Origin of the sequence: Synechococcus sp. HK05, assembly GCF_019104765.1 — a bacterium.
GTDB lineage: Bacteria > Cyanobacteriota > Cyanobacteriia > PCC-6307 > Cyanobiaceae > Vulcanococcus.
Map to the genome: position 1 here is coordinate 83,039 of NZ_JAHRXJ010000002.1, position 21,747 is coordinate 104,785.

Sequence of the window (21,747 nt, forward strand, 5' to 3'; positions counted from 1 at the left end):
CTAGCCGTGGAGTAGGCATTCGCTATGACCAACACCAGCTCTCGGATGATTGATTGCTGTAGCCCGCTCGGGCTCTGATTAAGGGGAGTGGAACCGATCGCTGGATACACAAAGACCCTAGGCGATGACCCTGGGCCCATGATGATTGCGATGTGGTGTGGGTCGTCAAACCTTGATTGCCCGCACCTACCAGAACGCTGCGCCAAGGTTCTAGCAGGCAAGACCAGTGACTTTCCGAGGTAACTTATCTTCTGCAGGGTTCAAAATGTCAGCCCCATGGATACCATCTTGGGTCCTTCGTGGACTAACTAGATGCGGGTGCCACGCGCCCAGTCTTCGTCTAGTGGTTCGAAATCATCGGCGGGGCAGACAGTCTATGACTTCTCTGTTCAGGGTTCTCTGATCATCCACCTGCGCTGCGCATCTTGCCGGAATTGACAGAAGCCGATCCCTGAACAGCCGTGCTTCTGCCCATGCTTTGCTTTTAACCTCTGCTGCAGAGGCAAGCTCTTTACTTGTGATACGTGCCCTGAGTTGATGGAGGCGAGCGCGGTAGTGCTCGAGCCAGATCCGGCAATGGGTTTCAGATTGCTGAGGATCCAGTGACTCTTCTTCTGGCAGGGGGGATACATCCGGCGTAGGTGAATCAGCCAGTTCTATCAACAACGCATGGATCGACTGACTCAGAGTCTGGAAAGCCTCCTGCCTCCCTAGGCCGAGTATCAAGGATGCGACTTCCTCGAGCCAGCTTTCAAGTCGGTGTTCAAGATGGGCAAGGAGCTTTTTTCGTGCCTCAGCGACCTCACTGGCGAGGACATGCTGTTGCTCGAGAGCAAGCACTTGCTGCTTGAGTTCCTGCCCTTGCCAGTACAGACGCTGCTGACGCTCACGGCGTAGCCGTTCACGGTCACTGAGTTGTTCCACTGGGGTAGCACCACAGTGGAGATCAGCCCATGCCTCTTGCAAGAGCTCCAAGTTGATCGCCATTGCCTGTCTGGGCCCAGGCTGTTCCACCACCGCAGCAGTGAGGGAGGGCTCACTCTCCAGTAAACGCGAAAGGCTGGTGGGCGGTATCCCAAGGGCCTTGGCTGCGGCTCTGAGGCTGACAGTGCCTGTGGTTGCAGTCATTGTTCAAACCATGCTGGCCAGTAGTTCAGGTAGCCCCACGATCAGCCCAACCTTCTCTCCCCACACTCCGGCTGCAAGCATGGCCCAAAACTGCATCAGAGCCTCTGGCGATGCATGGTAGGGGTTCTGCCCACCGCAGAGATGGGCGGGTAGTGATGGCAATCCCTCATGAAGTGTCCAGGGGAGAACTGCTTCGATGGGGCAGGTTCCTGCGCCACTCGCTTGTAGTTGCCTGTAGGCGGTCATGCTTTGGTCGCTGACCAGCCAGGCACGCACCTGATCGCCATGGGTATCCAAGGTGTAGCCAGCCAAGGCAGTGCCATCGAGTGGTTCACAGCCAGTAGGCAACACGAACTCCCGCACCCAGGGTGGGTCGCTCTCGCCTTCCAAGAGCCACACCAACTTCATCTCATCTGCCAGGCGGGTGCGGTTCTCAGGTCGCCAACTGGGCGTCGGCCACACCCCAGTAGGTAAGTGGATGCCATCCAACAGTTCAGGGATCGTCATGACAGTTCTCGAGACAATTGAGGGCAGCGTGGGCCAGGGCGATGCAGCGATTGAGCGAGTGCACGATTAACTCCAGTTGCAAGGCATCAGGCTGCGGCGCTGAAGCTGGCATACAAAGCCAGCGGTGAGTCATGCGGATGTCCATCATGTGTGCTCGCAAGGGAAGAGAGTCATCTGGTTCAACATGTTCTCCAACGGTGGTGCGGCGAGATCCCGGCAATGGGTATCCACCTGAGAGCGAGAAACACCAGCGTCACGCGCTAACAGCCACTGGTGGATGGCACCAGCATCGACGTCCTGCTTTGCTGCTAACAGGTTCGCCTTGGCCAGCTCCACCCACTCCGCAGCGGTGGCCGGGTGGTCAGGTGATAGTGCCTCTGAAACCCTTTGCTCATCCCTCTGGCTGGGATCGTTTGCGGCACAGTCAGTTTTAGCAAAATCAGAGGGTTCAGAGGGTTTGGGGGCCACCTGCTTTTGCTCTGGCTTTTCATTCCCCAAACTTTGGAGATGAATGGTTTTAGAAAAACCTCCTGAACTATCTGAACCCTCTGTTCCCTCAGTGGTTGCAGGTGATTTGGGTGCAGAGGGTTTAGGCGCAACCCTCTGATCAGTCAGAGAGTTTGGCTTGACGCCAAGGTGAGCAGCAAGATCGAACTGCGCAGCAGCTTCAATGGCATAGGTCACGCGGGTGTGCTGCTTACGCACCGATACCAAGTCGGTGAGCTTCTTGATTCGGCGTCCGAATAACGTTTCGCTACCGGCTTGATGACCGGTGTCTTCGCACCAATTGCACCAAGTGCGATAGAGCTGCCTACCGCCGATTTCGCTGATGCCCTGGGGGAAGGTCTCAATGACAAACCGTGTCACGGGGTTGTTATCCAGGTGTCGCTCTACCGAGCTTTGGGCAATAGCCTCAATGGATCCGGCATGACGGATCACCCTGATGGCCTCCTCAATGGGAAGGCGATGCGCCCACTGCCAGATCCCTGGCAGTTCAGCCCGCAGTGCAGCCTTGAGGTTGGGGTCAGGATGCTCCGGACGGTGCCGGAATGGAATCACCACGATGCGGCGATCCAGGCCCTCAACACCACCTCCTGCAACGGTGGGGCTGTCGTTGTACGCCCGAACCAGGACGACGCCTAGCCGGATCATTCGCTGCTCTTGATAGAGAAATCGCACCAACACGGCCTCGTTACTGATCACCTTGTTGAGCAGACCTGCATCACTGAGGTGTCCAGCGGCATCGGTGTCACAAGCCATCAGCTTGCCTACCAGTGCTGCGAGAGAACGGTCGTCGCAGAATGTCTTGGGGCCACCAGGACCAACCAGATTCTCTCCCACCAGTGCCATCAGGGTCTCGACGCAAGTGCCCTTTCCAGTTCCCTTCCGCCCCTCGAAGTCAAAGCACTTCTCCAGAGGGAATGGCGTAAGCCGATCTTTGGGTTCCAACACATAGCGAAATACTGCTTGCACCAACGTCATCACTGCAGCGTCACCACCACAGGCTTCTGAGATGAAGCCCTCCCAGCGCTGGCAGGTGGCGTTAGGGGCGAAGTCATAAGGCAGGCATCCCACCAGGTAATCACGACGTCGGTGGTCCCGCAGGCGTCCACTGGCTTGTTCGTAGGTGCCATTGGCGAAGTTGCTCAACCCACCATTTGCCCAATTCTCTTCCTGCACAAGGATGCGATCCACTAGTTCCTGGAGCACCGCGTTCTGCACCCCCAGACTGCGCTTCTGCCACCCCTGGCTGTCCATGAATTGATGTAGAACCGGACCCATAACCTTGGTTTCCTTTCCTGGGAGCTGAACCCAGTGGCTACCTTCCCAATGCATCACGCCAATCCCAGGGCGGATTTTGTAGTCACGTCCCAGCACTGCCGCCGCAAGCACCGCCTTGAAATGGCTCTCTTCTGGATCCCGAGGGAAATGGAAGACGTACACCTCACGCCCTTCTTTTTTCTTGATGCGGAAGGCGGGTTGTGCAATCCCGACCAAGGTTTTCAGTGCGGCAGAGCCGTGGCGGTAGATCAGGTCATCGACTCCGTTCTTCTGCCCATCGAGCTCGCTTGGCAGGCGGATGATCTGAATGTGGGCACCGCGTTCAATCAGATACTCTGCTAACGCTTGCAAGGCAGCTAGCACTTTGCTATTCAGAGCTGCATCTGAGTCAAAGAGCAGAAATATCTCACGCCCTTGCACCGGTAGATCCTCTAGCTCTGGGAGCGGTGCACTCTCGTTACCATCACCACGACGATCACGCCAATTCCACACACCAGACAAGCCGATGGTGATGGCTTTGGGCCAGTGGATGGTGAGCGCCTCTGCCTTTTTCTCGCCCTCGGTGATCACCAGGGGGACGTTGATATCAGCTAAGCGCTCGAAATACCTGCCAGTCTGGATGGCGATGTGGGAGTGGTAGAGACGATTACCACACCCCCTTGGACTCAAGTACTTGGGTGTATGTTTAAAACCAGCCACTTTCCGCTGTGCTGCAGGCTGCGGTTTCCACCGCAGGAAAGGAGTGCCTTGCTTGCTCTCCTCTGGCTGCCCATTAGGCCGAAGGTAGGGTAGAACAAGCTGGCCGCGCCGACCGGTGTAATAGCCCAGAAGTTGGATCCCTTCTGATTGAATTGCCGACTGTCTGAGTTCATTGATGTGGGCCTGACTCAGGCACTTGTGCTGCCAGCAACGCTCCACATGCTCCACTTGTGTGTGCCGCAGCGAAGCGGAGCGTTTCACAGTTGCCTGCGTAACTGTGGCGTGATACCTCTCGAGTTGTTTGCGTGTCATGATGGGTACTGAAAATACATTGATCAACGCCCCGGCTCGCAACCGGGGTTTTTGTTCTGCTCATGCGGACGGCCCAAGAGCGGAGGAGCCATCAACTTCAAAACACACCAGCTACTTCTTCTGCTTTTCTATGTGGGAACCAGCTGAGCAGATGCCGCGAGTTGAAATTGACTGGTCACTAGCAAAACCAGGATGCTTTTGCCATTTGGGCAGCATTGAGGCCTTGAAATCCCAGCCCAAACCGAATAGAAAAGGACAAGCTCTGACCGCAGAGCAGATAGGCAACTTGGGTCGGGAAGCCAGGCTGGATATTTTTGGGGTAAGTACGATGTAAACAGTCAGTTCAGCCTTACTTCCTTGGTTTCGCAGGGGGGCTTATTCAGGGCCCCGTCAGCTCAAGTGTGCGATGGTCGCGTGCAAACGCTTCCGTCATTGTCCTATCGCACTGCTCTAGGTGATAAAGGAGGGGCGAATTGTTAGTGGGGAACTTGCGCCTGTAATGGGTGCCCGCCTTGAGAAAGCCAGCTGTGCGCCAGCGATGAAGAGTTCGCTCGCTAACACCAAGCAAGCTCGCGGCGACCTTTTGGGGCTGCCACGAAGAATCCAGATTTTTCATTATTTCTTCCTAGAGAGCTCCTTCTGCCTTGAGCGCAGCTTTTAGTGGCAGTGCACTCTGCCCCCAGCTAGTCAGGTAGCTGTGAATATCTTTCTTGCTCATTGATCCAGCCTCAAGTCGCGATACGAAAAAGCGCGCTGTGGCTATCGCGTGAGCGGAAGAATTTGATTTGCGCTGCTGGGAGGCAGGTACGTCAATTCTCTGTTTGTTTGTGTAGCGACTCCGAGACCTCATGACTGGTTCCTTCGATTGGTTGTTTGGAAACAGCCGCTTCGGGAAGAAGCCCCAATCTTCGTTCCAGCCGGTTGGCAGCCGTGGCCCCGAGCGCATTTGCGCCTCGACTGCCGACCTCAAGGGCTACCAGCCGAATTGGTCTATGCATATTAGCTCGGTTTGTCCAGGGGTGGCGTGACAACCCCTGCCTGCTGTTCTCCGGCGCTAGATGCGGTGTTGACGATCGGGGAGTCGCTGACCGTAGGACGGGCGGCGGACCCGGCGTCCACTGCGGGCAGACAGGACCGTCAATTAGGTCGCTTGGGTGCATTTTGGGTGCACCTGCGATGTCGATTCCCTGAAAAGTCAGTCGGGGCGACAGGATTCGAACCTGCGACCTAGTGCTCCCAAAGCACCCGCGCTACCAAGCTGCGCCACGCCCCGTCAGCACGGAGCTTACCCGTCGCCCGAGAGGGGTGCAGGGCTCCACCACACGGTGCAGCTGTAGCGGGCTGACAGGGCGCGCACCATCGTTGTGCAGCGCGAGCCGGTTACGCTGTTGCCCGCCGGCATCGAGCTGGTGGCGATGGCGATCGCCGCCTGTTTGCTCAGGATCGACCCGGCGGTGGCCGAGCCGGCCTGCGCAGGTGGCAAATGGAGCAGGGCCAGGCTTGTAAGGGCCCACAGAGCGATCAGGCGCATCCTTGCGTGGCATCTGGCGTTTTTCTAGTGGCCCGTTAAAACGCTTGCAACCTCGGGGGTTGGTTTGCGCGCGCGGCGATGGCTGTTGGTGGTGCTGGGCCTCGCGGCTGCGCTCGGCCTCGCTGTGCGGGCTGAGCCTGGGCTTGATGCCGTGCTCGACGCTGGCCTGCCTCCCAGGCCGGACCAAGTACCAGCTGAAACGCCGGTGGCGGATGTGGTGCTCGCCTCGGCGCTGCCGGCGGAGTTGTCGCGAGAGGCTGCTTGGCCGCTGCGTCCAGGTGAGCCCCTGCGCCTGGTGTACCCCCTGGCGATTCAGGCCGAGGAGGTGGATCCCTACGGCTGGCGCTATTCCGACAGCCGTCAGGCCTGGCGCATGCACGCGGGTCAGGATCTCGTTGCGCCGGAAGGCACACCGGTGTTGGCGATGCTCCCGGGCCATGTGGTGCTGGTGGAGGAGCTCGATGGCTATGGCCTCACCGTGGTGCTCGATCACGGCCGCAGCTGGCAAACCCTCTACGCTCACCTGCAGTCGGCCTCGGTGCAGCCAGGCGACTTTCTGCCCGCCGCCACTCCTTTGGGTGAGGTGGGGCAGACCGGCAGGGCCAGTGGACCGCATCTGCATGTGGAGCTGCGCCGCCGCGATGGCGATCGGATGTTGGCGCTCGATCCCACGCCCTTGATTGATCAGGCCACACGCCTGCTGCCGCAGGCCCCGCCGCCGCTGCAGCAGGCTCAGGGGATCCCGTTCCCCTCGCCTTGATCCGGATCGAGCGCACCGGCCTGCAGCTGCGCCATGGTGTGGCCTGGCTCCAGCAGCAAGGCCTCCAAACCCCGCAGCTGCGCCAGGCCTTAGGTCAGAGCCTGGCCTGGGAGCAGCCGCTGGTCACGGTGTACGGCAAGCAGCACCGCACGCCGCGGCTCACCTGCTGGGTGGCGGATCCCGGCTGCTCCTATCGCTACAGCGGCCTGCAGCAAGCCATCCATCCCTGGACGGCCGAGCTGGAGACCCTGCGCCAGCTGCTGCTGGATCAGCTCGGCGTGCGCTTCAACAGCCTGCTGCTCAACCGCTACCGCGACGGCGCTGATCGCATGGGTTGGCACGCCGATGACGAGCCCGAGCTCGACGATCAGGCTCCGATCGTTTCCCTCAGCCTCGGCGCGGCCCGCGATCTGCGCTTCCGGCCGCGCCGCGGCGATGCAGCACCCTTCGCCATCAACTTGGCGGATGGCGACTTGCTGGTGATGGATCCGCCCAGCCAGCGCCACTGGCAGCACGCGCTGCCGCCGCGGGCGCGGGTGCAGCAAGAGCGGATCAACCTCACCTTTCGCGTGATTCGGCCGGCCTGACTCAGCCGAGCACCGCGATGCAATCGATCTCCACGCGGGCGCCCTTCGGCAGCGCCGCCACCTCCACGCAGGCCCGCGCCGGCGACACTCCGGCTCCGAACACCTCGGCGTAGAGGGCATTCACCTTGGCGAAATCGCCGAGGTCGGCCAGAAACACGGTGGTGCGCACCACCTGCTGGGGCGTGCAGCCCGCTTCTGCCAGCACCGCCTTGAGATTGCTCAGCACCTGGCGGGTTTCGGCCTCCACATCGCCGCCGCCCACCATCGCGCCGGTGGCTGGATCCAGGGCGATCTGACCGCTGCAATAGAGCACCCCGCCCGCCTTCACCGCTTGGTTGTAAGGGCCCACCGGTGCCGGAGCAGCGCTGGTGGTCACGGCTTCGATCGTGGGGCTGGTCATGCTGGAGGGAAGATGGGCGCTGAGCCTATGGCCAGAGCGCCTGATGCGAATCGAGCTGTCCAACCCTGAGTTGCCGCTGCGGCCCCAGGTGGAGCTCGATGGGCTGTGGCACCGCTACAGCGGCCGTGCCTCCAACGGCGACTGGACCCTGCGCGATATCCAGTTCCAACTGCGCCCCGGTGAACTCGTTGGCCTGCTGGGCCCCTCCGGCTGCGGCAAAACCACGCTGCTGCGCCTGATCGCCGGCTTTGAAAAGCCTGATCGCGGTGTAGTGCGTATCGCCGGTCAGGAGGTGGCTGGCCCCCACCGCTGGTTGCCGCCGGAGCGCCGCGGGGTGGGCATGGTGTTTCAGGACTACGCCCTGTTCCCGCACCTCGATGCCTGGCGCAACGCCTGCTTCGGCCTGCGCCGCGGACAGGACAGCAGCCGGGCGGCCTGGTTGTTGGAGCTGTTGGGGCTGAAGGGGCTTGAACACCGCTACCCCCATGAGCTCTCGGGCGGTCAGCGCCAGCGTTTGGCCCTGGCCCGCGCCCTGGCGCCGGGCTGTTCGTTGGTGCTGCTGGATGAACCCTTCTCCAACCTCGACGTGGAGGTGCGCCTGCGTCTGCGGGCCGAGCTGCCCGGTGTACTGGCCCGCTGCGGTGCCAGCGGCGTGATCGTGACCCACGACCCCGAGGAGGCTCTGGCCATCTGTGATCGGGTGGCGGTGCTCGAATCGGGCCATCTGCATCAATGCGCCAGCCCCCAGGAGCTGGTGGCCGCGCCGGCCACCGCGTTTGTGGGCCGGTTTGTGTTGCAAAGCAACCTGTTGCCGGCCCGCTGGCAGGGAGGCGTCCTCACCACGGCGTTTGGCGCCCTTGAAGCTCCGGCCGGCGTCCAGCTGCCGCCGCCATCCACTGCCGATGATCTCGAGGTGCTGGTGAGCCCCCAGGGGCTCCTGCTCACCCCGGACGACAACGCGGAAGCCTGGGTGTTGGGCCGTGAATTCCTCGGACGCGAGTGGCTCTATCAGGTGCAATGGGGCCAGGGGCGACTGCGGCTGCGTCTGCCCCTGGAGTACGACTACAACCGCGGACAGCGCTCCCGGCTGCGCTTGCGGGCCGGTGAACCGGTGCGGCTGTTTCCGGCCGGGGTGGATTTGGTGGCCGCCGCCGACGTGCCTCCCCTGTAGGTCAGCCCCGCCAGAGATCCTTGCTGCCGCGCAGCCGGCGCAGGGCCTCGGCATCACGGGCCTGCACAAACAGGTTGGTGGCCTTTTCCAGGCCAATGCTGCTGGGGATCGTGGCTGCGCCCTTGGCCCGCAGGGCTTCCACCTCCGCCAGCCGCATCTGAATCGCGGCATCGCCAGGTTGCTGCGCCGCTGCCCAGCGCAGGTTGCCGGCGGTGTATTCGTGCGCGCACCACACCAAAGTGCTCTCCGGCAGGGCTGCCAGCGCCTGCAACGACTGCTGCATCTGCTGCGGGGTGCCTTCAAACAACCTCCCGCAGCCGGCGGCGAACAGGGTGTCGCCGCAGAACAGGTGGCCGCGATCGCCTGCAGCAGGCGGCAGATAAAAGGCGATGTGATGGGCGGTATGGCCCGGCACGGCCATCACCTGCACCGCTCGCCCCAGCAGCTCCAGCTGGTCGCCCCCTTGCACCGCGTGGGTTTGCAAGGGGATGCGGGCTTGATCGGCGCCGTTGGCGATCACGGCCGCCTGGGGCCAACGCTCCAGCAGCCCCGGTGTGCCGCCGATGTGGTCGTGGTGGTGATGGGTCTGCAGGATGGCGCTGAGCTCCAGGCCCCGCTGCTCCAGCCAGGTGCTCACCGGCTCGGCCACGGCTGGATCCACCACCACGGCCGGGCCGTGACCATCGCCGTGCAGGACGAACACGTAGTTGTCGTTCAGCACCGGGATCAGCGACACGCGCTGAGCGATCGATGCGGTGGTGAGGGCCGGCTGCATCGTTAAAGTCCCGGTTCAGGCTGCCTCCCATGATCACCGTCGCGCTGGCCAAGGGAGCCCTCCTCAAGGATTCAGTGGCGCGCTTCGCCGCTGCCGGGCTCGATTTCGCCGCTGTGCTCGAGCCAGGCAACCGGCAATTGATGGTGCCCAGCGCCTGCGGCCGCGCCCGGGCCCTGCTGGTGCGCAACGCCGATGTGCCGGTGTATGTGGCCTACGGCCAGGCCCAACTCGGTGTGGTGGGGTACGACGTGCTGCGCGAGCACCAGCTGCCGGTGGCTCATCTGGTGGATCTCGGCTTCGGCGGCTGCCGCATGAGCGTGGCGGTGAAGGCCACCAGCCCCTACCGCCGGGCCGCCGATCTGCCCGCCCACTGCCGCATCGCCAGCAAATTCACCCGCTGCGCAGAGGAGTATTTCGAGGCCCTTGATCTGCCGGTGGAGTTGATCCATCTGGCGGGATCGGTGGAGCTGGGGCCCATCACCGGCATGAGCGAGGCGATTGTGGATCTGGTGGCCACCGGCCGCACCCTCGTGGAGAACGGACTGATCGCCATCGAAGACCTCTTCCATTCCACGGCCCGTCTGGTGGGGCACCCCCTCTCGCTGCGCCTTGATGGGGGCGAGCTGCAGGGGATCGTGGATCAGATCGCGGCTGTGTCCAGCCGGCCAGCGGCCTAATGGCTCCTCGCGACCGGCAACGTCTGCTGCGCCTGCTGCCCTACCTGGGCCGCGATCGCAAACGCCTGCTGCTCACCCTGGTGCTGCTGATTCCCGTGGCGGGAGCGGCAGCGGTGCAGCCGTTGTTGGTGGGTCAGGCGATTTCGGCGCTGCGGCAGGAGCCGGTGCTGGCCTGGCTCGAGCCCATGCCCCTGGCGCAGCAGCTGCGCACCCTGGTGTTGCTGCTGTTGGCGGCCGTGATGGTGCGTCTCGGCCTGCAGGGGCTGCAGAGCTTCAACGTGCAGGCCGTGGGCCAGCGGCTCACCGCCCGCATCCGCAACGACCTGTTTGCCCACGCCCTCGATCTATCGCTGCGGTTTCACGACCGCACGCCGGTGGGCAAGTTGCTCACGCGCCTCACCAGTGATGTGGATGCGCTGGCCGAGGTGTTTGGCAGCGGCGCCGTGGGCCTGCTCGCGGATCTGGTGACCCTGCTCGTGATTGCCACCACGATGGTGGCGATCGAGCCACGCCTCGGCCTGTTGCTGCTGGGGTCTCAGGTGCCGGTCACGCTCACGATGCTGTGGCTGCAGAAGCGCTATCGCAAGGCCAACTACCGGGTGCGCGAGGAGCTGAGCCAGCTCAATGCCGATCTGCAGGAGAACCTGCAGGGGCTTGAGGTGGTGCAGATGTTCCGCCGCGAGGGCTACAACGCGGCCCGCTTCGCCCAAACCACCAATGCCTATCGCCAGGCGGTGAACGGCACAATCTTTTACGACTCGGCCATCTCGGCGTTGATCGAGTGGGTGTCGCTCGGAGCGATTGCCCTGGTGCTCGCCCTGGGGGGCTGGATGGTGACCGCCGGTGCCATGGGCCTGGGCACCCTCACCACCTTCATCCTCTATTCGCAGCGGTTGTTTGATCCGCTGCGCCAGCTGGCGGAGCGCTTCACCCAGATTCAGGGCGGTCTCACCGCCGTGGAGCGCATCGGCGAACTGATGGAAGAGCCGATTGAGATTCAGGAGCTCCCGCAGGAGCAGCGCTCCGCGGCAGCGGTGCTGAGCGGCCGTGAGCGCAGCAGCGCCGGTGAAGTGGTGTTCGACAACGTGTCGTTCGCTTACCGGCCCGACGATCCGATCCTCTCCAACCTCTCCTTCCGCATCGCCCCGGGAGAACACGTGGCGCTGGTGGGACCCACCGGCTCGGGCAAGAGCACCGTGATCCGCCTGCTCTGCCGCCTCTACGAACCTCAGCAGGGCCGGATTTTGCTGGATGGCATCGACATTCGCGAGCTGCCCATCCCAACCCTGCGCCAACGGCTTGGTGTGGTGCTGCAAGACACCTTCCTCTTCAGCGGCAACGTGGCCGACAACCTCCGCCTCGATGCGGTCATCAGCGACGTGGAACTCCAGCAGCTTTGCCGGGATCTGGGTTTGGAGCCGTTGCTGCAGCGGCTGCCCCAAGGCCTCGACACCGAGCTGCGCGAGCGAGGCGGCAACCTCTCCTCTGGCGAGCGTCAGCTGCTGGCCATTGCCCGGGTGGCGATCCGCGATCCCTCGGTGCTGGTGATGGATGAGGCCACCGCCTTCCTCGATCCTTCCACCGAAGCCACCCTCCAGCGCGATCTCGACCGGCTGCTGTGCGATCGCACCGCCATCGTGATCGCCCACCGCCTCGCCACCGTGGAGGCCGCTGATCGCATCCTGGTGCTGCAGCGCGGCCGTCTGATCGAACAAGGCAGCCACATCAGCCTGCGCGCGGCCGGAGGCCTCTATGCGCAGTTGGCGGAACTCCAGGAGCGTGGGCTCGCCAGGCTCTGAGCGGAACGGCTGCACCAGCCCTGCTCGCTGAACCACTGGCGCATCACCGCAGCCAAGGTGTCTGGCGCTGTGCGCATCGGCAAATGCCCTTCTCCCTCGAGCACCTCCACCTGATGCTCAGGGCTGTAGCCCGCTAGGTGCCGCACGTAGCGAGGTTCCATCACCGTGTCGCGGCTGCCCACCACCCAGAGGCTTGGCACCTGCAGCTGGGCCACCAGGCCCGGCAGCTGCTGCACCGCACCGCGCTGCATGCTGGACGCCAACAGGCCGCGAGCCGCCCGCAGCTCGGCCACCAGCGGGCTGCGGATCGCCTCGGTGCCCGGCAGTTGGGCCAGCCAACCCGGCCGCCAGCGCAGGAACGCAGCACCGCCGCGCCGCACCATCCGAAAGGGCCGCGGTTGAAAGACCCCGCCGCCGGAGGCCACTTGCACGATGCCGGCCAACTGCTCGCCCAGATGCGGCGCGGCATGCACCACCAAGCTGCCGCCGAGGGAATGACCGACCAGCACCAGCGGTCGCGCACCGGCTCGCTCCCGGGCGGCCTCGGCCAACCAGCGGCCATAGCTGGCCAGGCTCGGTTGTAGGCCCCGCGGCCTTGGCTGCTCGCCAAAACCGGGGAGATCCGGGCTCCAGCACTCCCACTCCGGCCTCAGGGCATCGCTGAGGGGCTGCCACAGCCGGCCTGACAGCAGCCAGCCGTGTACACACACCAACAGGGGAGAGCGCTCCAGAGGGCTTCCGGTGGTTGAAGGGTCTCCAGCCTGCATCAGCTTTGGCCAGAGTGGGAGAGGATCATGGCAATGCTTAGCTCTCCTCCTACCGAGCTGGATGGTCTCTACGGCCAGGGGTATCGGCTGTGTCCCACCCCCAATCCTCAGCTCAGCCTGGTGTTGAGCACCGAGCGGGAGATTGATCTCTACGAGCTCGAGCAGCTCTGTGATGCGGTGGGCTGGAGTCGCCGGCCCCTGCGCCGGGTGCGCAAGGCCCTTGAGAACAGCCTGCTGGTGGTGGGGTTGTGGCGTCACGATCCCCGGCTGCCCCGTCTGGTGGGTTTCGCCCGCTGCACCGGTGATGGGGTGATTGAAGCCACCGTCTGGGATGTGGCGGTGCATCCCCTGTATCAGGGCGTTGGCCTGGGCAAACAGCTCATGACCTACGTGATCGATCTGCTGCGCGATCAGCAGGTGGAGCGGGTCACGCTGTTCGCCGATCCAGGCGTGGTGGAGTTCTACGGCGCCCAGGGCTGGCAGCTGGAGCCCCAGCAGCGGCGCTGCGCCTTTTGGTACGCACCCTGACCTGAACGGCTAGCGGCTCACCCCCTGGGGCGGTCGCGGAACAGATACCCCTGGAAGAGGCGCACACCGCGGGCTTGCCAGTACTGGAGCTGTTCCTCGGTTTCGATGCCCTCCAGGATCAGCCCGCAGTGGTTGAGCTCTCCGTAGCGCACCAGGAAGGTCACCAGCGCGTCCACATTCGCGTCATGGAGGCGTTGGCTGTAGCTGAGGTCGAGCTTGAGGAAGTCGGGCTTGAACTGAAACAAGTAGGCAATGGAGGCATACCCCACGCCGAAGTCGTCGATGGCAATGCGCACGCCGAAGTCACGGAGCTGTTGCAGCCGCTGTTCCCACAGTTCAGGCCGATTCACCAGGGCTGTTTCGGTCACCTCCAGCACCAAGCGGTGGCGCACCGCCGCGGGCAGAGACCGCAGCTGGGCGAACAGGGCCTTGATGTGCTTCTCCGATCCGAAGCTCACCGCCGAGATGTTCACCCCCAACTGCTGGCTGGAGCCCTCGGGTTCGCCTAAAAGGGCAATGGCCCGCCGCACCATCAGCTGATCCAGCAGGTGGATGTTGTGGTTGCGCTCCAGCGCCAGCACCAGTTCCTGCACGCTGATGGAGCCCTCCAGCTCCTGCGGCAATCGGAACAGCATTTCGCTGTAGGCCGTTTCCCAGGCATCGCCCTGCTGCTGCAGCACCGGCTCCAGCGCATAGCGGTGGTCCTGCAGGGTTTCGAAGGAGCGGGTGAGATCAAAGTCGCGGCTCTGCTGTTGTCGCAGGTCGCGCGCCCAATCGGCGACGCCGCTCGGCATGTGCCGGATCCCGCCGGAGCTCTCGGAGAGGGAGAGCACCAGGGCGAGATCGGCGAGTTGCTGCGTCACGTCATGGCGGTCCAGCCGGGTGAGGATGCCGTCCACCGAGAGCTGCATCACTTCGGCCATGGCCAGCTGCAGCTCCTGCAGCTGGTGTTCGATCTGGCGATGTTCGTCGCGCGCGTCGCCGCTGGAGGGATGGATCACCTGCAGCAGCGTGTTGTTCTCCCCCAGGGCCAGGTGCCGGGTGGGCGTCAGTTGCTGCAGCCGTTCTCCAAGCCAGGCCAGAGCCTGGTTCTGGGCTTCGCCCCGTTGGCGGATCGCCTCGCGAAACAGCATCACCTTCACCTGCAGGGCCGCGATCCAGAGCTCGCTCAGCCCGCCCTCCCCAGCGCCTTCGGGTTGCTGGATGGCCTGGAGCAGTTCACTGCGGCTCAGCAGCGGTCCCGGTAGCTCCTGCCGCAGCAGGCGCAGTTGGTTGCGCTTGGCGCGCTCCATCTGCAGGTCGCGCTGGCGCAATTGCCGCAGGCTCAGCAGCGTGCCCGCTGCCGCTGCTGCGACGAGTCCATTCACGCCGATCCAGCCCGGTGCCATTCCCTCCACGGCTGTGATGCGCTGCCGCCAGGCCGGACTCGCTGGCTTCAGCGTGAGCACGTGAGAGGCCGGCAGCAACTCGCTCACCGCAGGAGCCGCGGTTCCCGCCTGGCCCGGAGTGCTGCTCAGGCTGGCATTGATGCGGCTGAAAGCCTGATTCACCGCGGTGTTGTAGCTGGGTCTCTGAATGCGGCTGATGTGCAGGAGCCAGCCCCGTTCTGGGCCTGTGCCGCCGCTGCGCCGAATCGAGGTGCCGGCGCCAAGCACCGGCTGTGTGGCGGTTTGGCAGTAGAAGCCGTAGGCCCGATCGCCCTGGCCCGCCTGGCTGCGCAGCGCCAACTGCTGAAGATGCTCTTGAAGGCAACGGCTCAGCTCCGGCGATACCCCTGACCCAACGGCGCTTCCGCGCTTGAGCAGCACCCGCTGCTGGGCATCCACCACCATCAAGCCCTGGCCGTCTTGAATGATCGAGGAGTTGTCGAGCTCACGGGCTGGAAAGCCTGGGTCGGCTCCTGCCGCGTAGGCATAGAGCGGATCCCAGTGCCCCCAATCGAGGGCCGTGATCTTGTGGCTGTTCACCCGCAGCTCCAGGAGGCCCTGATCGGTTTGCCCCTGGCGGCTCTGGCGTTGCTGCAACACCTGCCACCGCTGTTGCACCAGCACCCCGGCCAGCGCGGCACTGAGAACGGCCCAGAGCAACAGAGCGGTGTTGAGCTGGCGCGGATGGTCGCGGCGTTGGCACTGCCACTCGCGGCGCAGGCTGCGCAGCAGCGCGAGCGTCCTCATGGCTCAGCCCCGCAATGGCTGAACGTCATTCTGGCGAGGGCGAACGCGTTGAGCCATCACTTGCGTAATAGCGCTCTGCCAGCTGCTCGGCGCTGATGCCGCGTCGCCAGGCCTGCCGCAGTTGGCCGTTGCGCCACGCCGTGCCCAGCACCCCATGGCGCCGCCAGCGCCGCCCGTTCACCTGCAGCGGGCAGCCCAGCCGGCGGATTGGCGCCAAGCGCTGGAGCTTCTGGATCAGCACCAGATCTTCCATGAGGGGCAGAGCCGGCATGCCGCCGGCCCGCTCCAACAGGCTGCGCTGCAGCAGCAGACCCTGATCGCCATAGGGCAACTGCCGCAGCTGCGTGCGCAGCCGCACCGCCTGCTCGAGCAGCCGCAGCGACAAACCTTGCCCCTCCACCGCCAGATCAAAGGCCCAGGCCGCCTCGGGGCTGGCCATCGCCCGCCGAAGTGCTGCAACCCATCCGGGATGCAGGCGGCAATCGGCATGCAACAGCAACAACCAGGGAGCCGTTGTGGCGGCGATGCCGCGCTGCAGTTGCAGACCGCGGCCGGCTGGAGCTTGGAGCAGCTGCGCTCCTCCCAGCCGGGCCAGCTGGGGCGTGCCATCGCTGCTGCCGCCATCAACCACCACCAGGTCTGTGATCAGATCCGCTGGCCCTGCCGCCAGATCCGCCAGGAGTGATGGCAGCCGTTCCGCTTCGTTGAAGCTGGGGATCACCACCGCCAGCGGGGCCGCGGTCATGACCAGCGGCTGGGGTCACGGCTGATCGGCAGCTCGGCGAGGGGGTGATGGGCTCCCAGCAGGTCTGCGCTGATCGTGCGGCACACCACATCCATGGGCACGCAGAAACTGCTGCCGTCTTGATCGAAGGGACCTTCCACATAGGCCCCGATGCGCTCAGCGCTCACAAAGCCAAGAAACAGCACCACACCGGTGAAGATCGAGCCTTGGCTTGTGAAGGTGCCGAACAGCGTGAAGCCGTAAAGCCAGCAGATCAGGCGGATGAACACGTCGTAGGTGGGCGGTAGCGGCGTGTTGCGGATGCGCTGCAAGCCACCCATGGCATTGGTGAACTGCTCCATGCCCCGCAGCAGCGCGTCCCTGCCCCAGTCATTCACGGCACCCTCTTGGTGCAGCTGGCTGATCAGGTTCGCCCGCACGGTCATGCTCTCTTGCACGGTGATGTCATCGGGTAAGCCCAGAGCACGGCAGAGATCCCTCACCCGCGCGTGCGCATCGATGCGCCAGAAGCCCCGCAGCTCAAAGTTGAGCAGCCAGCACTGCAGCACCTGCAAGCCCACTAGCTGCTGCTGGAGGGGCCGCCGTCGACTGTCTCCCCCCAGCAGGGTCTGCAAGCTGTCGCGCCAGTGGCGACTGCAATTGGTGATGGCTCCCCAAAGGATGCGTGCTTCCCACCAACGGTTGATGGCCTGGGTGTTGCGGAAGGCCACAAAGATCGATACCGCGATGCCGAGCATCGAGAGCCCTGCACCATCGATCAAACGCACCTCCATGGTGGGGTTGAGCTGGTCGACCAGCACGGCCGCGCCGCAGAGCACCGCCATCAGCAGCAGATCCCAGCGCATGCGCAGCGCCAGTTGCCCCACCACCCGCAGCACATTGCGATGGGCCAGCTTGGGTGGCGGGGAGATCATCAGCGGCGTGCTGCGCGTTCACGCATCATCGATCCCGCAGGCGCTCGAGCCAGGGGGCTAAGGCCGAGCGGCGATCCAGGTCGCTCTGGTGTCGCAACAGCCCCACCCGCAGCCCATGCGCCGCTGCGCGCTGCAGGCTGAGCGGCAGCACCTGATCGGTGCTCCAGGGGATCCCCGTGAACAGAGCGGCGCCACTGCGCTGAAAGCCTCGCCGGCTCATGCCGATCAGCCAGTAGCCCCCATCGTTGGCGGGCCCCAGCACCAGATCGTGCTGCTCGAGCGCACAGAAGGCTTGCTCGAGATCGCTGCTCTGCAGATCCGGCAGATCACTGCCGATCAACACCATCTGCAGCACACCTCGGCTGAAGCCCGCCTGCAGCTGGCGGTGCATGCGGCAGCCCAGGTTGCCGCCCCGTTGCAGCTCCAGCTGCTGCGGCGTGAGCTGCAAGTGCTGCCCCCAGCGGCGCAGGGCCCGCGGCCCCAACCCCGAGGCCGAGAGCCGCAGCTCGCTGCTGCAGTGGCGGGCGGCCGCGGCGGCGGTTTGCACGGTATGCCAGCTGAGCCGCCGCTGCATCGCTGCAGCGAACGCGCTGGAGCCGCAGCTGGCGGCCAGGCGTTGCTTGCAGCGCCCGGGCGCCGGCCAGCGGGCCAGCACCACCAGCTGACGCCGGGCATTGGCCATGGCGTTAGTTCTGGCGCGGCAGTTCGGCGGGCCTCACCTGCAGGTTGAGCTGTTGATCGCCCCGTTGCACCTGCACGGTGAGGGGGTCTCCCACCCGCCCTTGATCCACCGCCACCTGCACTTCCGAAGGGTTGTCCACCTCGGTGGTGCCCACCCGTTCGATCAGGTCGCAGGAGCGCAGGCCACCGCGGGCTGCGGGGCTGCCCGGCATCACTTCCACCACCACCACGCCATTGGTTTCCGGCAGCTTGCATTCGGCATTGGTGGCATTCACCTCGCGGGCCAGCTGGGGCGTGAGCGATTGCAGGCGTACGCCGATATAGGGATGGGAGGCACGGCCGCTCTCCAGGATCTGGGCGGCGATCTGGCGGCCCAGGTTGATCGGGATCGCGAAGCTCAGGCCGGCACCGGGCGCCTGGCGGATGGCGGTGTTGATGCCGATCACCTGACCGCGCTCGTTGATCAGCGGGCCGCCGCTGTTGCCAGGGTTCACGGCTGCATCGGTCTGCAGGTAAGGCACCCGTTGCCCTTCACCCACGGCATTGGTGCGCTGCACCGCGCTGATGATCCCCGCGGTCACGGTGTTGTCGAGGCCGAGGGGGTTGCCGATGGCAATCGCCCATTCACCCGGGCGCACCTTGGCTGAATCCCCCAGGGGCGCCACCGGTAGGCCGGCGGCCGCCACCTTCACCACGGCGACATCGGTGATCGGATCGCTGCCCAGCACCTTTCCGCGGAAGCTGCGCCCATCCGGCAGGGTCACCCCCACCTCGCTGGCCCCTTCCACCACATGGGCATTGGTGAGGATCACCCCGTCGGAGCGGGTGATGAAGCCGGAACCCTGGCCCTGCTGCTGCTGAATCGAGGGGCCGCCGCCGAACAGGCCGCCGAGGGGGTTGATCACCCGCCGCACCGTGTCGATGCGCACCACCGACGGCCCCACCTTGTCGACGGCATTCACGATGAAGTTGTTGCCGGGTTGCAACGCCGCACTCGGTGGGGCATCGCTCACACGGGTGGGGTCGCCGCCGCGCCGGCCGGGCAGCCCGCCGCTGCAGGCGCTGAGCAGGCCTGTCAGCAGCACGGCCGTGAGCAGGGATGGGCGGCTTGCGATGCGCATCATGGGAGACGGACGCCTCTGGGCACTGCCCCTATATTCGTGGCCCGGCGGGGTTCAGTGGCGGTGCAGCAAGGGGAAACGCTGTGGCGTCAGGTGCAGGAAGCGCTCCAGGGCAATCTCTCCAAACCCACCTTTGAAACCTGGATCCGCCCGGCCTGTTGCGCCGGGTTCAATGGCTCCGAGCTGCAGCTGCTGGCACCCAACGCCTTTGCCTGCGGCTGGCTGCGCAAGAACTATCTGGTCACCATCGCGTCGGTGGCGAGCGAAATCGCTGGACGCCCCATCAGCGTGCACGTGGAGGCCGGCACGGATCCAGACGTTGCCCAGGGCCTGAATGGCCATGGCTTCCAGACCTCGCCGGCCCCGGGCGATGCCAGCCCGGTTGGGGAGTCATCGCTGCCGGGTGGGGCGACCGCTGCGTCTCAGCGGCTGCCCACGGGCGAAACGCCCCGCAAGCTGGCCCCGGGCCTCAACCCCCGCTACGTGTTCAACCGTTTCGTGGTGGGGCCCAACAGCCGCATGGCCCATGCGGCGGCCCTTGCGGTGGCGGAGGCTCCCGGCCGTGAATTCAATCCCCTGTTCATCTGCGGTGGTGTGGGCCTGGGCAAAACCCACCTGATGCAGGCGATCGGCCACTACCGGCTGGAGATCGATCCCGAGGCGCGGGTGGCCTATGTGAGCACCGAAACCTTCACCAATGATCTGATCCAGGCCATCCGCAAGGACGGCATGCAGAAATTCCGCGACCGCTACCGCGCTGCGGATCTGATCCTGGTGGACGACATCCAGTTCATCGAAGGCAAGGAGTACACCCAGGAGGAGTTCTTCCACACCTTCAACGCCCTGCACGAAGCCGGCCGCCAGATCGTGATCGCCAGCGACAGGCCCCCGTCGCAAATCCCGAGGCTGCAGGAGCGGCTGATCTCCCGCTTCTCGATGGGGCTGATCGCCGACATCCAGGCCCCGGATCTGGAAACCCGCATGGCGATCCTGCACAAGAAGGCCGAGCACGAGCGCGTGAATCTGCCGCGCGATCTCATCCAGTACCTGGCGGGCCGTTTCACTTCCAACATCCGCGAACTCGAGGGGGCACTCACCCGTGCGGTGGCGTTTGCTTCAATCACCGGCCTGCCGATGACCGTGGAATCAGTGGCGCCGATGCTCGATCCCGCCGGTGTGGAGGTGGAGGTGACCCCAGCTCAAGTGCTGAGCAAGGTGGCCGAGGTGTTTGGTGTGAGTGTGGAGGAGATGAAGAGCCCGAGCCGCAAGCGGGCCGTGAGCCAGGCGCGCCAGGTGGGGATGTATTTGATGCGCCAGGGCACCAACCTGTCGCTGCCCCGCATCGGCGATGAATTCGGCGGCAAAGATCACTCCACCGTGATGTATGCCGTGGAGCAGATCGATAAGAAGCTCAATGCCGATCCGCAGCTCGGCCGGCAAGTGCAGCAGGTGCGCGACCTGCTGCAGATCGATTCGCGTCGCCGCACTAAATGAGCTTCAGCCGGTGATCGGTTCGCTGGGATCCAGCCCTTCCACCTGGCCGGAAAACACACGGCTGGCGGTGATGTCGTCAGCTTCGATCGTCATCAGATCGAGCTTGGTGAGCTCACCGCCATGCATCCGGTTGAACAGGCGGTTGGCCTGGCGCATGCGGGCGCGATCGATGGCGTTGCGGATCGAGCGGGCGTTGGCGAAGAAGGGCAGCTGCATCCGCCGCTGGATGTAGTCGGCGAAGGCAGCCAGCGCCTCCTCGCTGAAGCGGTAGTTTTCCTCCGCCAGGATCAGCCGCGCGATCGCCAGCAGTTCGTCAGCGGTGTAATCGGGGAAATCGATGTGGTTCGCCACCCGGGAGGAGAGGCCGGGATTGCTCTGATAGAACACATCCATGCGCTCCTTGTAGCCGGCGAAGATCACCACCAGATCGTCGCGGTTGTTCTCCATTACCTGCAGCAGGATCTCAATCGCCTCGGCGCCGTAATCACGCTCGTTTTCAGGCCGGTAGAGGTAGTAGGCCTCATCGATGAACAGCACGCCGCCCATCGCCTTTTTGAGCATTTCGCGCGTTTTTGGCGCCGTGTGCCCGATGTATTGGCCCACCAGATCGTCGCGGGTGGCGGTCACCACATGGCCTTTGCGCACGTAGCCGAGGCGGTGCAGGATCTGCGACATCCTTGCTGCCACCGTGGTTTTGCCGGTGCCCGGCCGTCCGGTGAACGACATGTGCAGGCTAGGAGCTGTGGTGGAGAGCCCCACCTGCTTGCGGGCCCGGTCCACCACCAGCAGCGCCGCAATCTCGCGGATGCGCGTTTTCACAGGGCGCAAACCGATCAGCTCCTGATCCAGCTGCTCGAGAACGTCCTGCACCTGGGCGCCCTCGTAGGCGGCCTGCAGGTTCACGGGCGTGTCGTCGGGGGTGTGGCCCGCGGGCTGTTGCTCAGACGAGGCCATCGATCGCGGCGGCGAAGGCGTGGTCAGCCTCGCCGATGGCCGCCCCTTCACCGTCTGCGCGCAGGGTGATGTTCACGTATGTACGCCCGAAGCTGATGTCGGGGTAGCGGCCTTGCGCCTCGCAGAAGTCGTTGAGGCGATCGAGAAAGGCGCGATTGCTGGCGTAATCCTCGAATTCAATCCGGCGCTCCAGCCACTCCACGCGATCGGGCTTGGGCCGAGGGTTCCACTGGTGATCCAT

Annotated in this window: 21 protein-coding genes and 1 tRNA gene; 7 read left to right on the forward strand and 15 right to left on the reverse strand. The window is 64.4% G+C overall.

The window, feature by feature from the left end; translation table 11 throughout:
* Positions 1–354 precede the first annotated feature (354 nt).
* From KUL97_RS01585 to KUL97_RS01610, 5 genes are all read right to left on the reverse strand, one after another.
* Complete coding sequence (locus KUL97_RS01585) at positions 355–1,128, reverse strand: hypothetical protein (RefSeq protein ID WP_217795146.1); 774 nt, start codon at positions 1,126–1,128, stop codon at positions 355–357.
* Positions 1,129–1,131: 3 nt separating this feature from the next.
* Entirely contained in the window at positions 1,132–1,635 is a 504-nt protein-coding gene (locus KUL97_RS01590) for a hypothetical protein (protein WP_217795148.1), read from the reverse strand.
* Positions 1,636–1,779: 144 nt separating this feature from the next.
* On the reverse strand, positions 1,780–4,428 hold the full coding sequence (locus KUL97_RS01595; protein ID WP_217795150.1) for a DUF3854 domain-containing protein: 2,649 nt from the start codon (positions 4,426–4,428) through the stop codon (positions 1,780–1,782).
* A gap of 1,199 nt (positions 4,429–5,627) precedes the next feature.
* Positions 5,628–5,701, reverse strand: a tRNA-Pro gene (locus KUL97_RS01605).
* A gap of 12 nt (positions 5,702–5,713) precedes the next feature.
* Positions 5,714–5,959: a hypothetical protein gene (locus tag KUL97_RS01610; protein ID WP_217795154.1), complete on the reverse strand. Its 246-nt coding sequence runs from the start codon at positions 5,957–5,959 to the stop codon at positions 5,714–5,716.
* 64 nt (positions 5,960–6,023) lie between these two features.
* Here KUL97_RS01610 and KUL97_RS01615 point away from each other — a divergent pair, with 64 nt between their 5' ends.
* Entirely contained in the window at positions 6,024–6,719 is a 696-nt protein-coding gene (locus tag KUL97_RS01615) for a M23 family metallopeptidase (RefSeq protein ID WP_217795156.1), read from the forward strand.
* Entirely contained in the window at positions 6,716–7,306 is a 591-nt protein-coding gene (locus KUL97_RS01620) for an alpha-ketoglutarate-dependent dioxygenase AlkB (protein ID WP_217795158.1), read from the forward strand. Before KUL97_RS01615 ends, KUL97_RS01620 begins: the two co-directional genes overlap by 4 nt.
* Position 7,307: 1 nt before the next feature.
* Here KUL97_RS01620 and KUL97_RS01625 read toward each other — a convergent pair whose 3' ends face one another.
* Positions 7,308–7,706, reverse strand: coding sequence for a Rid family detoxifying hydrolase (locus KUL97_RS01625; RefSeq protein ID WP_217795160.1), 399 nt, complete (start codon positions 7,704–7,706; stop codon positions 7,308–7,310).
* Positions 7,707–7,749: 43 nt separating this feature from the next.
* On the opposite strand from KUL97_RS01625, the gene KUL97_RS01630 reads away from it, so the two are divergent.
* Positions 7,750–8,877: an ABC transporter ATP-binding protein gene (locus KUL97_RS01630; protein WP_217795162.1), complete on the forward strand. Its 1,128-nt coding sequence runs from the start codon at positions 7,750–7,752 to the stop codon at positions 8,875–8,877.
* 1 nt (position 8,878) lies between these two features.
* On the opposite strand, the gene gloB is transcribed toward KUL97_RS01630, so the two are convergent.
* Positions 8,879–9,652: a hydroxyacylglutathione hydrolase gene (gloB, locus tag KUL97_RS01635; RefSeq protein ID WP_217795164.1), complete on the reverse strand. Its 774-nt coding sequence runs from the start codon at positions 9,650–9,652 to the stop codon at positions 8,879–8,881.
* A 29-nt stretch (positions 9,653–9,681) separates the two neighbouring features.
* Between gloB and hisG the strand changes: the two genes are divergently transcribed.
* Both hisG and KUL97_RS01645 read left to right on the forward strand, forming a co-directional pair.
* Positions 9,682–10,329 (forward strand): ATP phosphoribosyltransferase, encoded by a 648-nt coding sequence (hisG, locus tag KUL97_RS01640; protein WP_217795166.1) that lies wholly within the window; start codon positions 9,682–9,684, stop codon positions 10,327–10,329.
* Entirely contained in the window at positions 10,329–12,128 is a 1,800-nt protein-coding gene (locus tag KUL97_RS01645) for an ABC transporter ATP-binding protein (RefSeq protein WP_217795167.1), read from the forward strand. Before hisG ends, KUL97_RS01645 begins: the two co-directional genes overlap by 1 nt.
* Here the strand turns inward: KUL97_RS01645 and KUL97_RS01650 are convergent.
* Positions 12,080–12,895 carry an alpha/beta fold hydrolase gene (locus KUL97_RS01650; RefSeq protein ID WP_217795169.1) on the reverse strand — a complete coding sequence of 272 codons (816 nt, stop codon included), beginning with the start codon at positions 12,893–12,895 and terminating at the stop codon, positions 12,080–12,082. The genes KUL97_RS01645 and KUL97_RS01650 overlap by 49 nt on opposite strands.
* Before the next feature lie 33 nt (positions 12,896–12,928).
* Here KUL97_RS01650 and KUL97_RS01655 point away from each other — a divergent pair, with 33 nt between their 5' ends.
* Entirely contained in the window at positions 12,929–13,423 is a 495-nt protein-coding gene (locus KUL97_RS01655; RefSeq protein ID WP_217795171.1) for a GNAT family N-acetyltransferase, read from the forward strand.
* A gap of 17 nt (positions 13,424–13,440) precedes the next feature.
* On the opposite strand, the gene KUL97_RS01660 is transcribed toward KUL97_RS01655, so the two are convergent.
* The 5 genes from KUL97_RS01660 to KUL97_RS01680 are packed head-to-tail and all read right to left on the reverse strand — an operon-like array spanning position 13,441 to position 19,061.
* On the reverse strand, positions 13,441–15,597 hold the full coding sequence (locus KUL97_RS01660) for an EAL domain-containing protein (protein WP_217795173.1): 2,157 nt from the start codon (positions 15,595–15,597) through the stop codon (positions 13,441–13,443).
* Between the two features lie 25 nt (positions 15,598–15,622).
* On the reverse strand, positions 15,623–16,342 hold the full coding sequence (locus KUL97_RS01665) for a TIGR04283 family arsenosugar biosynthesis glycosyltransferase (protein WP_217795175.1): 720 nt from the start codon (positions 16,340–16,342) through the stop codon (positions 15,623–15,625).
* Positions 16,339–17,256 carry a bestrophin family ion channel gene (locus KUL97_RS01670; protein ID WP_217795177.1) on the reverse strand — a complete coding sequence of 306 codons (918 nt, stop codon included), beginning with the start codon at positions 17,254–17,256 and terminating at the stop codon, positions 16,339–16,341. The genes KUL97_RS01665 and KUL97_RS01670 overlap by 4 nt, the downstream gene beginning before the upstream one ends.
* Before the next feature lie 25 nt (positions 17,257–17,281).
* On the reverse strand, positions 17,282–17,938 hold the full coding sequence (locus KUL97_RS01675) for a TIGR04282 family arsenosugar biosynthesis glycosyltransferase (RefSeq protein ID WP_217795179.1): 657 nt from the start codon (positions 17,936–17,938) through the stop codon (positions 17,282–17,284).
* Positions 17,939–17,942: 4 nt separating this feature from the next.
* Positions 17,943–19,061 (reverse strand): trypsin-like peptidase domain-containing protein, encoded by a 1,119-nt coding sequence (locus tag KUL97_RS01680; RefSeq protein WP_217795181.1) that lies wholly within the window; start codon positions 19,059–19,061, stop codon positions 17,943–17,945.
* Positions 19,062–19,115: 54 nt separating this feature from the next.
* Here KUL97_RS01680 and dnaA point away from each other — a divergent pair, with 54 nt between their 5' ends.
* Entirely contained in the window at positions 19,116–20,552 is a 1,437-nt protein-coding gene (gene dnaA / locus KUL97_RS01685; RefSeq protein WP_217795486.1) for a chromosomal replication initiator protein DnaA, read from the forward strand.
* Positions 20,553–20,555: 3 nt separating this feature from the next.
* On the opposite strand, the gene cbbX is transcribed toward dnaA, so the two are convergent.
* Both cbbX and KUL97_RS01695 read right to left on the reverse strand, forming a co-directional pair.
* Complete coding sequence (gene cbbX, locus KUL97_RS01690) at positions 20,556–21,506, reverse strand: CbbX protein (RefSeq protein WP_217795183.1); 951 nt, start codon at positions 21,504–21,506, stop codon at positions 20,556–20,558.
* Positions 21,493–21,747 carry a 4a-hydroxytetrahydrobiopterin dehydratase gene (locus KUL97_RS01695; RefSeq protein WP_217795185.1) on the reverse strand — a complete coding sequence of 85 codons (255 nt, stop codon included), beginning with the start codon at positions 21,745–21,747 and terminating at the stop codon, positions 21,493–21,495. Before KUL97_RS01695 ends, cbbX begins: the two co-directional genes overlap by 14 nt.